The 14305-nt window shown below is 41.5% G+C and carries 15 protein-coding genes; 12 read left to right on the top strand and 3 right to left on the bottom strand.

From position 1 onward, the window contains the following. The first annotated feature begins 628 nt into the window (after positions 1–628). From CLI64_RS22710 to CLI64_RS22660, 12 genes are all read left to right on the top strand, one after another. Positions 629–2059: a form I ribulose bisphosphate carboxylase large subunit gene (locus tag CLI64_RS22710; protein WP_062295463.1), complete on the top strand. Its 1431-nt coding sequence runs from the start codon at positions 629–631 to the stop codon at positions 2057–2059. Between the two features lie 159 nt (positions 2060–2218). Further along, positions 2219–2626 carry a chaperonin family protein RbcX gene (locus tag CLI64_RS22705; RefSeq protein ID WP_103139345.1) on the top strand — a complete coding sequence of 136 codons (408 nt, stop codon included), beginning with the start codon at positions 2219–2221 and terminating at the stop codon, positions 2624–2626. Between the two features lie 46 nt (positions 2627–2672). Next, positions 2673–3002, top strand: coding sequence for a ribulose bisphosphate carboxylase small subunit (locus CLI64_RS22700; RefSeq protein ID WP_103139344.1), 330 nt, complete (start codon positions 2673–2675; stop codon positions 3000–3002). Positions 3003–3068: 66 nt separating this feature from the next. After that, entirely contained in the window at positions 3069–3878 is an 810-nt protein-coding gene (locus CLI64_RS22695; protein ID WP_103139343.1) for an aminoglycoside N(3)-acetyltransferase, read from the top strand. Further along, a complete protein-coding gene (locus CLI64_RS22690) occupies positions 3878–4510 on the top strand; it encodes a GDSL-type esterase/lipase family protein (RefSeq protein WP_103139342.1) in 633 nt (210 codons plus the stop codon). Before CLI64_RS22695 ends, CLI64_RS22690 begins: the two co-directional genes overlap by 1 nt. Before the next feature lie 47 nt (positions 4511–4557). Continuing rightward, on the top strand, positions 4558–4719 hold the full coding sequence (locus tag CLI64_RS31695; RefSeq protein WP_225977412.1) for a hypothetical protein: 162 nt from the start codon (positions 4558–4560) through the stop codon (positions 4717–4719). A gap of 49 nt (positions 4720–4768) precedes the next feature. Then, positions 4769–5002: a type II toxin-antitoxin system Phd/YefM family antitoxin gene (locus tag CLI64_RS22680; RefSeq protein ID WP_103139341.1), complete on the top strand. Its 234-nt coding sequence runs from the start codon at positions 4769–4771 to the stop codon at positions 5000–5002. Positions 5003–5058: 56 nt separating this feature from the next. Next, a protein-coding gene (locus CLI64_RS22675) for an IS630 family transposase (protein WP_374703947.1) occupies positions 5059–6137 on the top strand; the annotation gives its coding sequence in 2 pieces (ribosomal slippage) (positions 5059–5527 and positions 5527–6137; 1080 coding nt in all). 13 nt (positions 6138–6150) lie between these two features. Further along, positions 6151–6345 (top strand): type II toxin-antitoxin system VapC family toxin, encoded by a 195-nt coding sequence (locus CLI64_RS32100; protein ID WP_308418368.1) that lies wholly within the window; start codon positions 6151–6153, stop codon positions 6343–6345. A gap of 6 nt (positions 6346–6351) precedes the next feature. Beyond that, entirely contained in the window at positions 6352–6531 is a 180-nt protein-coding gene (locus CLI64_RS32095) for a type II toxin-antitoxin system VapC family toxin (RefSeq protein ID WP_308418367.1), read from the top strand. Positions 6532–6622: 91 nt separating this feature from the next. Then, positions 6623–7852 carry a ribulose bisphosphate carboxylase small subunit gene (locus tag CLI64_RS22665; RefSeq protein ID WP_103139340.1) on the top strand — a complete coding sequence of 410 codons (1230 nt, stop codon included), beginning with the start codon at positions 6623–6625 and terminating at the stop codon, positions 7850–7852. 271 nt (positions 7853–8123) lie between these two features. Further along, on the top strand, positions 8124–8918 hold the full coding sequence (locus tag CLI64_RS22660) for a DUF2993 domain-containing protein (RefSeq protein ID WP_103139339.1): 795 nt from the start codon (positions 8124–8126) through the stop codon (positions 8916–8918). 92 nt (positions 8919–9010) lie between these two features. Here CLI64_RS22660 and CLI64_RS22655 read toward each other — a convergent pair whose 3' ends face one another. From CLI64_RS22655 to CLI64_RS22640, 3 genes are all read right to left on the bottom strand, one after another. Next, entirely contained in the window at positions 9011–10402 is a 1392-nt protein-coding gene (locus tag CLI64_RS22655) for a UDP-glucose/GDP-mannose dehydrogenase family protein (RefSeq protein ID WP_103139338.1), read from the bottom strand. A gap of 135 nt (positions 10403–10537) precedes the next feature. Beyond that, a complete protein-coding gene (locus CLI64_RS22650; protein ID WP_103139337.1) occupies positions 10538–11473 on the bottom strand; it encodes a UDP-glucuronic acid decarboxylase family protein in 936 nt (311 codons plus the stop codon). Between the two features lie 420 nt (positions 11474–11893). Continuing rightward, on the bottom strand, positions 11894–14071 hold the full coding sequence (locus CLI64_RS22640; RefSeq protein WP_103139335.1) for a cation:proton antiporter: 2178 nt from the start codon (positions 14069–14071) through the stop codon (positions 11894–11896). Between the last annotated feature and the right edge of the window lie 234 nt (positions 14072–14305).

Below are 14305 nucleotides of genomic sequence, written 5' to 3'. Positions count from 1 at the left end.
GAGGTATTTTGTAAAGACTTTGAAACAAAATGTTTAAATATTTATTTAATAACAAATTTAAATATATAAGTTAAAAACTTTCAAAGATTAACTTATGCCATTTCTTGATATATTGTGAGACAAGTTACAAATTCGTGGTGTGCAACTTTTTATCTCGCGCTCATCACTCCACTAAGTAATCCGTCAAGCCAAACTCTCTCTGTTGACTATTTCTGGGAAATCAGGAAGACATCAGGAAAGTATGGGCGGAAACTTGTGAATCACAACCCGATTACCTAAATACACAGGGATTTTGGGAAATAACTCATACTTTCACCCTAGCGCGAAGGTAGCAATGAGATAAAGCACTGTAGTGGAGTGAGAAAAACAGATAAAAGAGAATTTTTAAATGTTGGCATGAGGGATAAAGCACAACCGTGAAGTTATGCAATCCCCACGAGGGAAGACGGGTGAAGAGATTTACCAGTTGTCAGTAGCAGAAAATCGCTACCCTCAACCAAAGAAAACCTCTAAAAAAAAGTTATTCCTGTTTTTCTCCTTGTTGATGGAGAGATAGGGCGATCGCGAGAAAAAACTGCCCACAACGTGATTTGATAAGTAAAAAGAGTGACATCTTGGAAGGATAGATATGTCTTACGCTCAAACGAAGACTCAGTCAAAAGCTGGGTATAAAGCCGGGGTTCAAGATTACAGACTAACTTATTACACACCTGATTACACACCTAAAGATACGGATCTTCTAGCGGCGTTCCGTGTTACACCCCAGCCTGGAGTTCCCTTTGAAGAAGCAGCTGCGGCTGTAGCGGCTGAGTCTTCTACTGGTACTTGGACAACCGTATGGACAGACTTATTAACCGATCTAGATCGTTACAAAGGTCGTTGCTACGATATCGAACCAGTTCCTGGCGAAGACAACCAGTTTATTGCCTACATTGCCTATCCTCTGGATCTCTTTGAAGAAGGCTCCATCACCAACGTTTTAACCTCAATTGTAGGTAACGTATTTGGTTTTAAAGCTTTGCGGGCATTGCGTCTGGAAGACATTCGCTTCCCAGTTGCTTACATCAAGACATTCCAAGGCCCTCCCCACGGTATTCAAGTTGAGCGTGACAAATTAAACAAATATGGTCGTCCTTTGTTGGGTTGTACCATCAAACCAAAATTAGGTCTATCTGCTAAGAACTACGGTCGTGCAGTATACGAATGTTTACGTGGCGGTTTGGACTTCACCAAAGACGACGAAAACATCAACTCTGCACCTTTCCAAAGATGGCGCGATCGCTTCTTGTTCGTAGCTGACGCTATCCACAAGTCTCAAGCAGAAACCGGCGAAATCAAAGGTCACTACCTCAACGTTACCGCGCCTACCTGCGAAGAAATGTTGAAGCGGGCTGAGTACGCTAAAGAACTCAATATGCCCATCATCATGCACGACTACCTCACAGCAGGTTTCACAGCTAACACCACCTTGGCGCGTTGGTGTCGTGACAACGGTTTATTACTGCACATCCACCGTGCGATGCACGCTGTAATCGACCGTCAAAAGAACCACGGTATTCACTTCCGTGTATTGGCTAAAGCTCTACGTTTATCTGGTGGTGACCACATCCACACCGGTACCGTAGTAGGTAAATTAGAAGGTGAACGTGGTATCACAATGGGCTTCGTTGACCTGTTGCGTGAAAACTACGTTGAGCAAGACAAATCTCGCGGTATCTACTTTACCCAAGATTGGGCTTCTTTACCTGGTGTAATGGCAGTAGCTTCTGGTGGTATCCACGTATGGCATATGCCCGCACTAGTAGAAATCTTCGGTGACGACTCCGTACTGCAATTCGGTGGTGGTACACTCGGACACCCCTGGGGTAACGCTCCTGGTGCAACCGCAAACCGCGTAGCTCTAGAAGCTTGTATCCAAGCTCGTAACGAAGGCCGTAACTTGGCACGCGAAGGTAACGACGTTATCCGTGAAGCTGCTAAGTGGTCTCCTGAATTGGCTGCTGCTTGCGAACTGTGGAAAGAAATCAAGTTCGAGTTTGAGGCAATGGATACCGTCTGATCATCAAGTAAAAGGTAAAAAGTTAAAAGGTAAGCCACTGCTGAAGTGAGAGTTTCCCACATCAGCAAGCGGCTCATACCAAAGGGTAAAAGAAAATTTTCATTCCTTCTTTTTACTTTTTACTTTTGACTTTTTACTTAAACTTGGGCTGGGTCAAGCATGAATCTCAAGCAAATTGCGAAGGACACAGCCAAGACTCTCCAAAGCTACCTGACTTATCAGGCACTAAGGACAGTTCTGGCACAGCTAGGCGAAACGAATCCTCCTTTAGCACATTGGTTACAAAACTTTTCTGCCGGAAAAGTTCAAGATGGAGAAAAATACATCGAAGAACTTTTACAAGCAAAGCCAGATTTGGCACTGCGAATTATGACGGTCAGAGAACATATAGCTGAAGAAATCGCTGATTTTCTCCCCGAAATGATTCGCACCGGCATTCAGCAAGCCAATATGGAACAACGTCGCCAGCATTTAGAACGCATTACGCAACTGAGTTTATCCCACCCCAGTCCTGAATCAGAACAGCCAAGATTTTCCGATCCTGACCGGGATAACTTAGCCAGTTAGGAAATTTCTCAGTCGTCACCAAATAGTAAACAGTTATTACTTAGCTATGCAAACCTTACCAAAAGAACGTCGTTACGAGACCCTTTCTTACTTACCCCCCCTCACCGACGCTCAAATTGAAAAGCAAGTTCAGTACATCCTGAACCAAGGTTACATCCCCGCAATCGAATTCAACGAGACTTCCGAACCTACAGAATTCTACTGGACAATGTGGAAGCTTCCCTTGTTCAACGCCCAAACCACTCGCGAAGTATTAGGCGAAGTTCAAGCTTGCCGTTCTCAGTATCCTGGTAACTACATCCGTGTTGTAGGTTTTGACAACATCAAGCAGTGCCAAGTTCTCAGCTTCATCGTTCACAAACCCGGCAGATACTAAAAGCTGACTTGGTTTAAATAATTTATTCAAGAGAGGTAAATGACTTTACCTCTCTTTTGTTGTCTTATGAGTGAATCGAAAGTAATTCTCAATACATCATCACCCCGTACTCGTCAGAGTTTAGCCGCAGATTTATTCCAAGCAGGGCTGATTCCAGGAATGACAGTCATAGTTCATTCATCCCTAAGTTCACTAGGATGGGTTTGCGGCGGTTCAGTCGCAGTAGTTCAGGCCTTGATGGATGTCATCACACCAAACGGAAACTTAGTAATGCCTACCCATTCCGGTGATTTGTCTGACCCTGCTGCATGGCAAGAACCACCGGTTCCTCAAGAGTGGTGGTCTATTATTCGTGAAACTATGCCAGCTTTTGATCCTCAAGTTACCCCAACACGAGGTATGGGTCAAATCGTGGAAACCTTCCGTACTTGTCACAATGTTCTGCGAAGTTCTCACCCGCAGGTTTCCTTCGCTGCTTGGGGAAAAGATGCTGAAAAGATCATTGCAAATCACTCTCTTGATTATTCTCTGGGAGAAAATTCACCTTTAGCTCATCTATATAATTTGAACGCTTGGGTACTGTTATTGGGAGTAGGATACGATAATTGCACAAGTTTTCACTTAGCTGAGTACCGAATTGGTCAATTAGAAAAAGTAACAAAAGGCGCGCCTATCATCGCCGCAGGAGAGCGAATTTGGCAATGGTTCACAGATATTGATATTGATAATAGTTGTTTTGCTGAAATAGGTGGAGCTTTTGAAAGCACAGGTCAAGTGAAAAGCTCCACAGTTGGTTCTGCCACAACAAAATTTTTTAATGTGCGAAATGCAGTTGATTTTGCTGTTAATTGGTTTCAAGATCATCCTAGAGAATAATGCCAATAATTAGAGGTGACGTGAACGATAAATATAAATCACAAATCAGAATTTGCTTTCTAGGAGAATCTTTTGTGAACGGGACAGGAGACCCAGAATACCTGGGCTGGACAGGAAGAATCTGTGTAAATGCTCACAAAAAAGGTTATGACATCACCTACTATAATTTAGGTGTGAGGCGAGAAACGAGTACAGAATTAAGACAGAGATGGTTAAACGAAGCCTCCTATCGTTTACCACAAGAATACGACGGTAGAGTTGTATTTTCTTTTGGTGTTAACGATACAAGCATGGAGAATGGTAAAACTCGTGTTGATATTACACAATCATTGGCAAATATCCATAGTATTTTAAGTGAAGCGAAAAATTTATATCCTGTTTTAATGGTTAGCCCTCCACCATGTGGAGATGAGGAACAAAATCAGAGAATTGCTGATTTAGCTCAGAAATTTGCTTTAGTTTGCCATGATTTAAATGTTCCTTATCTCGATGTTTTCTCAAGATTAAAACAGTCCAAAGTTTGGCTGGAAGAAGCCAGAAATTATGATGGCGCACATCCGAGAAGTGCAGGTTATGCAGAATTTGCCCAACTGGTTGATCATTGGGATGCTTGGCAAAATTGGCTGAGATAAAAATTGCCTATACTAGATGCAGCAACACTCCTGTGAGGAATCTGCTAATGACATCATCTTTAGAAAAAGGCTGTGAGCAAAGTGTAAAAAATCCTCCCCTAGAAAGTGGGGACAGACTCACGCGTCACGAATTTGAGCATCGGTACACAGCTAGTTTAGTTTCTCAAGCACATCAAAATTTTATACAACAGCTATCAAAATTGTCTTAATTGATAAAATTAAAAAATATTTAACCCAATTTCACTATAGGTAGAAATTATGACACAAATTACTTTAGCTGAAGCATCTCAGAATTTATCAGAGTTGATTGATGCAGCACTCGATGGTGAAGAAATTATCATCATTAAAGATAATAAACCTGTTGTAAAATTAACTCCTGTATTGCCAGTAAAACGCCATCTTGGATTCGGTAGTGCTAAGGGAATAGTCACAATATCTGATGATTTCGATGAACCATTAGAAGATTTTCGGGAGTATAGGAATCATATTTGATTTCTGAAAAAGACTTCGAGATAATACGGTCAGAGATACCTGTCTAATAACGAACAATGATAAACCAGCATCTAGAAATGGCGATGCCTACGGCGGAAGTAGCAATCGCAGAACTACAAGAATTTATAGATAGTCGTCCAGATGCTCGTGAAGTAAGAAAAGCTTTGGCAGTAAAACTAGTGTATCAAGGTTACAAGTATGGAGAAATTCAAACAATTTTAGATGTGTCAATTGGTTCAATAACAAGCTGGAAGAAAGCTTACCAGGAAAAGGGAATTTTGGGTTTGCGCTTAAACTATAAGGGCAGAAAAAGTTATTTGAGTGATGAACAGCTCCTGCAAGTATTAAGTTGGTTGCAAACTAAAGAAATTTGGGAGTTGGGGGAACTGGAATATAAATTAGCATTTGAATATGATGTCATCTACGAATCGAAACGAAGTTACTATGATTTATTTGAAGCAGCAGGAATTAGTTGGAAAAAGACTACAGGCTTGAATCCAAAGGCTGATCAGGAGGTGGTTGCGGCAAAAAAAAACAACTTGAAACATTGCTGGCAAGCAACAGAGAGGAAATAGAAGCACGAAAGCTGAGAGTATTACTAATAGATGAGTGTCATTTATTATGGGGAGACGTAAATGGTTATGTTTGGGGAAGAACTGACCAAGAAATAGCAATTGAAGTCGTTAATGAACGAGATAAACAGACATATTATGGTGCAGTTGATTATCTCGACGGAAAGCTACTCTTGAAAGCATATAATGCTGGTAATTCAGACAATACAATTGATTATTTACGTTATTTATTAGAATCTTCTCCCGACCAAAGATTGCTTCTGATTTGGGATGGTGCTTCTTATCATCGTTCACATTTAGTTCAAAACTTTTTAGGCGAGATAAATCAAGGTTTACCGCCAGAAAAATGGAAAATTCATTGCATTCGTTTTGCTCCTAATTGTCCATCGCAAAATCCTATAGAGGATATTTGGTTACAAGCGAAAACCTGGGTTCGACGCTTTTGTGCTTTAATTCCAACATTTCGCCATTTAAAGTGGATGTTTGAGTGGTTTCTCCGAAATACTATGTTTGATTTTATGTCTCTTCAGATGTACGGAGCTTTTTCAGAAATCAAATACTAGTCCTATATATGGAATGAGACAGCTATTGGACACCCATACTTTGATTTGGTTTATTACGGGTGATCCGAGAATAAGTGAGACTGTGCGATCGCAAATTGAAAACAATCAGAATTGTTTGAGTATTGTCAGCATTTGGGAAATAGCAATCAAACACAGCATCGGTAAACTTAACTTGAATTTGAGCTTTGCTGAGTTTGTAGAACAGTAAATAATCATGACTGATGTTCAGTTAATACCTATTCAAATTGAACACATTTCAGCTGTTGCTCAACTACCTCTACATCATCGTGACCCCTTTGACAGAATGCTAATTGCACAAGCTATCACAGAAAATCTACCTATTCTCAGTGCAGATACAATTTTTGATAACTATCCTATACAACGTTTATGGTAAGAAACTTTTAAACTCTACCGCAAGTTAAATAAACATTAGACACCAAAAAAACTTAGCATTATTGTTATAAATATTAACCAGGGATGAACTTATGGCTTATTATATTGCACCACGCTTTTTAGACAAACTGGCGGTTCACATCACAAAGAACTTCTTGAATATTCCTGGTATTAGAGTCCCTTTGATTTTAGGAATTCACGGACGCAAGGGTGAAGGTAAAACATTTCAATGTGAGTTAGCGTTTGAAAAAATGGGCGTGGAAGTCACATTGATTTCTGGTGGGGAATTGGAAAGTCCCGACGCAGGAGATCCAGCAAGGTTAATTCGCCTACGTTATCGAGAAACAGCCGAACGCATTAAGGTGCGTGGCAAAATGTGCGTACTAATGATTAATGATTTAGATGCAGGTGCAGGACGCTTTGATGAGGGTACACAATACACCGTAAATACTCAGTTGGTAAACGCCACACTGATGAATATTGCTGATAATCCCACCGATGTGCAGTTACCTGGAAGCTATGATGCAAATCCAATTCGGCGTGTACCCATTATTGTGACAGGTAATGATTTTTCCACTCTCTACGCGCCATTAATTCGTGACGGACGGATGGAAAAGTTTTATTGGGAGCCTAACCGCGATGATAAGGTGGGAATTGTTGGTGGGATTTTTGCAGAAGATGGACTTTCACAGCGTGAAGTTGAACAGTTAGTGGATACTTTTCCCCATCAATCGATTGACTTTTTTAGTGCATTGCGATCGCGCATTTACGACGAACAAATCCGCGACTTTATCCATCAGGTAGGATTTGAACACATCTCTTTACGCGTCGTCAATAGCGTAGAAGGCCCACCAGTCTTTAAAAAACCAGATTTTAGCCTCTCTCACTTAATTGAGTCTGGCAAATTCATGGTGGCTGAACAAAAACGCGTAGAAACTTCCCAGTTGGTAGATGAATACAATCGCTTGAATCGAGGTAAAAGCTATCAACCCACACCATCAGGCGAGGTAACATCAAATAATCCACCAAAACAGCAAAATTCCACTACACATTTAAACCTAGAAACACAAGAACAAATCCGGCAAATCTTATCTCAAGGTCATCAAATTAATTTTGAACACGTAGACGAACGCCGCTTTCGCACCGGTTCTTGGCAAAGTTGCGGTAGTATTCACATTGATGCTGAATCTGACGCTATTTCTACTTTAGAATCTTGTTTAGCTGAGTATAGTGGCGAATACGTGCGTTTAGTCGGCATTGACCCCAAAGCTAAACGGCGAGTTGTGGAAACCATTATTCAGCGACCGAATGGTAAGAATTAGGGGACTGGGGACAAAACAATTCAAAATTCAAAATTCAAAATTCAAAACTCAAAACTCAAGAACTGTTAGAGACGGGAGGGGGAGGGTAGTTTAACTAATTCCCCATGCCCAATGCCCAATTCCCCATTCCCCATACCCATTTTCTTTCACATCCCCATCTATCATCAGCTATCCCAAGTCAAACTATCAGCACATTAAATCGGGGGATCGCTTGCCGTATTGTTCACATTTTGTTACAAAAGTACAAAGAACTTCTAGAGACCCAAATCAAATGTTCGGCGGACTAACTGGTTTACAAGATCCAAAAGGCACTGATTGGGGCGAAAAAATGCTCAACACAGTCGCCAGCCAAACGATTCGCCATTTGTTTACTCAAAGCGAGTCAGTAGAAGTCCTTGTGCGCTGCTATCCCTCCAGCAAACTGTTGCAAGGCAGCATTGATAGTTTTAAAATGAGCGGTCGCGGTTTGGTAATTCGCAGAGATTTTGCGGTAGAGGAAATGTCCTTTGAAACCGATGCCGTAGCTATTGACTTTAGTGCAGTTTTAGCGGGTAAACTCAATCTCAAGCAACCAACCCAGGCGATCGCTCAAGTAGTATTATCAGAAGATGGTATAAATCAAGCTTTTAATGCTGAACTAGTCAAAAAACGTCTAGTTAATCTCTCCGCACCTGCTTTAACTGAATTATCTGGTGGTCAGCCAGTGTCTTTCATGGACGTTCAAGTAAAACTATTACCGCAAAATTGTCTACAGCTTTCCGCCAAGGCAGATTTAAATAATGGTGAACTCATACCACTGCACATGATTTTAAGCATAGCCGTGGAAAAGCGTCGCCGGATTGCTTTTAAAGACCCCAAAATTGAGCTTGATTTAGTCCCAGAATCACAAAAAGCTATTTCCCAAAATCTTGGGCTAGCACTAGCAGAGATTTTAGATAATATGGTTGATTTGGATAAGTTTGACCTAGATGGGGTGAAAATGCGGTTAAATCGTTTAGACACTGAAGGTCAAAGGTTAATTTTTAGTGGCTACGCTGAAATTGAACGAATTCCCCGCAATTCATAATGGGCTGCGTCCCGCTACGCTAACACAACTAAAAACCGCCTAGAATTTTCTAGGCGGTTTTTAGTTGTGTTATGAAACTAATTATTAGTTAATTATCTTCTGCCAACGCCTACATACTGGAATCCAGCACGAATCATAGTTTCGGGGTCGAGGAAGTTACGACCGTCGATAATTACAGGATTATTCATCAATTTTGCCATCTTGCTGTAGTCAAGAGAGCTAAATTGTTGCCATTCAGTGACAAGTACCAACGCATCACAACCATCGGCTAACCGTTCAGCATCAGTTTCTACCAACACACCGGAAAGACCATGACGCATTCCGGTTTGGGAAATGATGGGGTCATAGGCCTTGACCTTAGCACCTAAGCGGTTTAGCTGTTCGATTAAATTGAGTGCTGGCGCATCGCGTAAATCGTCAGTATCAGGTTTGAAGGTTAAACCCAATAAACCAACTGTTTTACCTTTGAGGATTTTTAAAGCTTGCTGGAGTTTTTCTAATGCAATCAGACGTTGACGTTCGTTAACACTAACGGCAGATTTTAATAACTGAGCCTCATAACCGTAATCATCAGCAGTGTGAATCAACGCTGAAACGTCTTTGGGGAAACAAGAACCACCCCAACCAATACCAGCTTGTAAGAATTTGCTACCAATACGGGAGTCTAAACCAATACCTTTAGCTACTTGAGTTACATCAGCACCAACGCGATCGCAAATGTTAGCTACTTCGTTAATAAAACTAATCTTAGTTGCCAAGAAAGCGTTAGCAGCATATTTAATCATTTCTGCTGAACTCAAGTCTGTCACCAGTACAGCTACAGGAGGTAAAGATCTATCCTCGGCAAATTTGCGCTCTACAATCGGTGCGTAGAGTTCTTGCATCATGGATATAGCTTTTGTACTGTTACCACCCAAGACGATGCGATCAGGGTTAAATGTATCGTATACAGCCGAACCTTCCCGTAAAAACTCTGGGTTACTCACGACATCAAACTGAGGTGTAGAGTCAGGTAGCTTTTCTTCGCTACCGCCGCCAGCTGTCACTAGAGTTTTTTGACGTTCAGCAATCCCATCCATCACAATCATTCGTACCCAGTCGCCTGAACCGATGGGAACTGTGGATTTGTTAACAATTACCTTATAACCCCCATTGAGGTTAGCACCAATACCGCGCGCTACAGCTTCGACATAGCGAGTATCACTTTCGCCGGTGGGTAAAGGTGGTGTACCTACAGCAATAAATAAAATTTCTCCGTGAGCAACCCCAGCAGCTAAATCAGTTGAGAATTCTATTTTCCCGTTTTGAATTGCAGACTGCATGATTTCCGATAATCCAGGCTCAAAAATCGGCGACTGCCCAGATTTCATCAATTTAACTTTTTCTTCGTTATTATCTACACAAATAACATCGTGTCCGATATGAGCTAAACAAGCACCTGTAACTAAGCCAACGTAACCAGTACCTATTACACAAACACGCATCGTTAACTCCTCACTTTATTTAGGGGGTTTATCTTGAAAAACGTAGTCCTCAATACCAAAGTTCCAATTTTTGAGGAAGCACCGCCAGTTTAGTAGCGGTTACAAGTCGGTTTAGCCGGCATTGAGTATGAGCATCTAGACACTGTTGTTCAGGCGATCGCGGAAATCTGCTATTGTTAGCTTTAGCCCTTCTTGTAGAGGGATAGTAGGTTCCCAATTTAACAAGGTTTTGGCTTTGGTAATATCCGGCTGACGACGACGAGGATCATCAGCAGGTAAAGCTTCAAATTTAATCTCTGCATTGGGATTAATTAAATTTTGCACAGCTTCAGCTAATTCTAGAATCGTGTATTCACCAGGATTTCCCAAATTGACTGGCCCGACATAATCACTATTCATCAGGCGGATAAATCCTTCCACTAAGTCAGAAACATAGCAAAAACTGCGAGTTTGCGAGCCATCACCATAAACCGTTAAAGGTATACCTTTCAGGGCTTGTACAATAAAGTTACTAACAACTCGTCCATCATTTTCTAACATTCTTGGCCCGTAAGTGTTAAATATACGGACAACTCGAATATCAACCTTATTTTGTCTGTAGTAGTCAAATGCTAAAGTTTCAGCAATTCTCTTGCCTTCGTCGTAACAGGAGCGTATCCCAATAGGGTTAACACTACCTCGATACTCTTCAGGTTGGGGGTGAACTTCTGGATCTCCATAGACTTCACTAGTAGAAGCCAGGAAAAATCTCGCTTTCACACGCTTGGCTAACCCCAACATATTCAGTGTTCCCATAACATTGGTTTTCACAGTTTTTACGGGATTGTACTGATAATGTACAGGAGAAGCTGGACAAGCTAGATGGTAGATTTGATCTACTTCCAACCGTATTGGTTCGGTGATATCGTGGCGAATGAGTTCAAAATTGGGATGATTTACCCACTTGGAGATGTTACGTTTGTGACCTGTATAGAAATTGTCTAAACAAATGACTTCATGTCCTTCGGGTATGAGTCTGTCAATCAGATGTGAACCAATAAACCCAGCACCGCCCGTCACCAAAATTCTCATATTCTCTCAGTTAGTTACAGATATTGCTAGCTGTTCTTGATATCGTTTAATTTAGAATACCCAGTCCAAGTATAAAAATACAGAAAAAATAGGGTGAATTCCAAATCTAACGGTGTTAGTTATGTAATTTTACTGTGTATGTATTTTTGTTACTTTTCTTTGGTCAATTCATCTAGCAAAATAACAAACATCGTCTAATGTTTGTTGGGGAGTAACTTATAATTCATCAAATCTTCAATAAAATAAAGTTTTGTTAGGACAAAATTGTAAAGTTTTGGTTAGGGCATAGGGCAAGCAGGAAGTGTGGGAGGTGTGGGAGGTGTGGGAGGATACGGAAGAAATCTCTCTCCCCACACTCCCCACACTTCCCTATCTTCCCAGTCCCCATCTTCCCAGTCCCCAATCCCCAATCCCCGATCCCTATTCCCGACTCCCAACGCCCTTTTTCCAGCCAGCATCCTCTAGAGATGAGTATTGTGAACTAGAAATTTGTGTATTCATGTTTGGAGGAGTGTTTTGAGGTTCTCCGAACATGATGATGGAACAAGTGATTTGTCTGGCTAGTTGAGTTGTTACATCGCTAATGGCTAATCCGCCAGGATTAGTGTGATTGCGAATAAAGGGTAAAACTACCAAGTCATACAATCTTGTTGCTTGCAAGATTGCTTGGGCTGTATTCTCATGGGCAAGAATTTGAATCTCTGGTGGATTGGCTGTAGATAATTTCCCTACTAATTGGGAAAGGTGCGATCGCCTAGCAGCAATTTTACTAGAACTAGTACGGCGATCGCATACATTTAAAACCGTTACCTGGGCTTGATTTGCTTCTGCTAGCATCTGAGCAAATTGCACTGGCTGTAGTGTTGGGGTGATGAGATTTTCTAAGGGGACTAAAATCCGTTGAATTTTTTGGGGCGAATCTACTAAGCGTGTGACTGCTACCGGACAATGAGCCGCCCATAATACGCCATCAATGACATTACCAAATAGTCGCGCTCTTAAGCCAGTGCGTTTACCCCAACCCATAACAATTAAATCAGCCTTTTGTTCACGGGCGGCTCGGCTAATTCCTGATGCAAAAGCGTCATCTATTCTCAATAATGGCTCTGCTTCTATCCCAAAGGCGTGACTGTGATAAACCGCCTTGGTTAACAATCGTTCGCTCCTGTTCACTGATAATTCTAACTGTGGTGCATCCATATGCGATGCAGCAGGTGCGATCGCTAATGGAATAATCTTACCTTTTGTCTGACGTGCTAACAAAGCCGCCATTTCCACTAAATGCTGCTGAGTGTGGGGATTATAAATTGGTACAACTATCGTAAAAGTATCTGTGCGCGCTGCTTCTGACTGTTGCTGTGGTAAATCTGTAGTGACTTTAGTTGTGATTGCTTGCGGAGTTAAAGTCACAGCTGTGCGGCTAGTAATCAATGGCCCCAAAATTGATGTCACTAACATCAAGATAACAAAGCTACTCAATAACTCCGGCGATAATAGTCCGGCTCGATAGCCTACAAAAGTTGCGGCTAGAGTTGTACCGACTTGGGGTATTGATAGTGACCACATTGTCAGCATTTCTTGCCAACTGTAGCGATAAATGAGTTTTGCTAACCAAGCCGCAATAAATTTACTGGCAATCAAACTAATCAAAATTAAAGAAGTTAACCTAAAAATTAAAAAATTGGTGAATAAAGTTGGCAAATCAATCAATAAACCCAAGTTCACAAAGAAAATGGGGATAAATAAAACACTACCAATAAATACTATTTTTTCTTTAACTGGCCCTTCGCCGACGACATCATTGACTGCTAAACCTGCTAAAAACGCACCAAAAATTTTTTCTACTCCAATCAGTTGCGCTCCCATCACAGCTAAAAATAGAGTCAGTACCACAAATAAAAATTTATTCCCTTCATCATCTCCTGCGCGACGAAAAAATTCCTTGCCCAGCCAGTCTAAACCCACCACAATCAAAACAGAGTAAATAATTAATTCTCCCAATAAGGCAAGTAGTGTAGTTAAGCTAAAAATCTTGATCTGAGATATCGCCACGCATCCCACCAAGACTAACAGCGCGCCTATATCAGTAAAAGCTGTAGCTGCAATTGTAGTTGTAACAGCTTCATTACTAACTACCCCCAAACGACTCAGCAAAGGATAAGCCAAAAGGGTCTGGGAAGCGAATAATGAACCCAATAATATAGAATGCTGCAAATTGAGATGAAAAATTCTGCCAACTAAAATTCCTAATAAAAAAGATATGGCAAAACTCAAGCAGGCAAAACCTAAAGCACGTTGTTTTTGTCGTCGCCACTGCTCGATTTCCACCTCCAAGCCTGCGACAAACATTAAATAAACTAGACCAATGTCTGCTAGCCAGTTGATGATGCTTGATTTGTCCTGGAATAGATCCCAGCCCGATGGCCCAAGCACTAATCCAGATAAAACCAAACCAACTAATCCAGGTAATTTCAGCCGTTCAAATAAAATAGGTACAACTAAAATAACTACCAGCAAAATAGCAAAGGGAACAATTGGTTCTTGTCCCAGAACTTGGGTAGTTGGTTCTAGTGCAAGAACTTGTAATATTCGTTCCATAGGTTAGGAGTTGCAGGAGCGATGGTGCTGACTTTTCACGGTATCTAGAAAACCCCTCTCCATAGAGCGAAGCTCTTCTCGTAGAGTACCTCTCCCCTGCAAGGAGGAGCCACTGCATTGCGCTGGTTTCCCGCGTTGTAGCAAGTGGCGTTAGAGGCTTTGATGCTTCCCCTTCCCTACTAGGGAAGGGGGGCTGGGGGTTTAGGTTTGGCGTTGACTTTTTCACATGACGTG

The sequence above is a fragment of the Nostoc sp. CENA543 genome (assembly GCF_002896875.1).
Taxonomy (GTDB): Bacteria; Cyanobacteriota; Cyanobacteriia; order Cyanobacteriales; family Nostocaceae; genus Trichormus.
The sequence above is the reverse complement of the archived record's forward strand: the minus strand, read 5'-3'. Positions and strand labels throughout refer to the sequence as shown.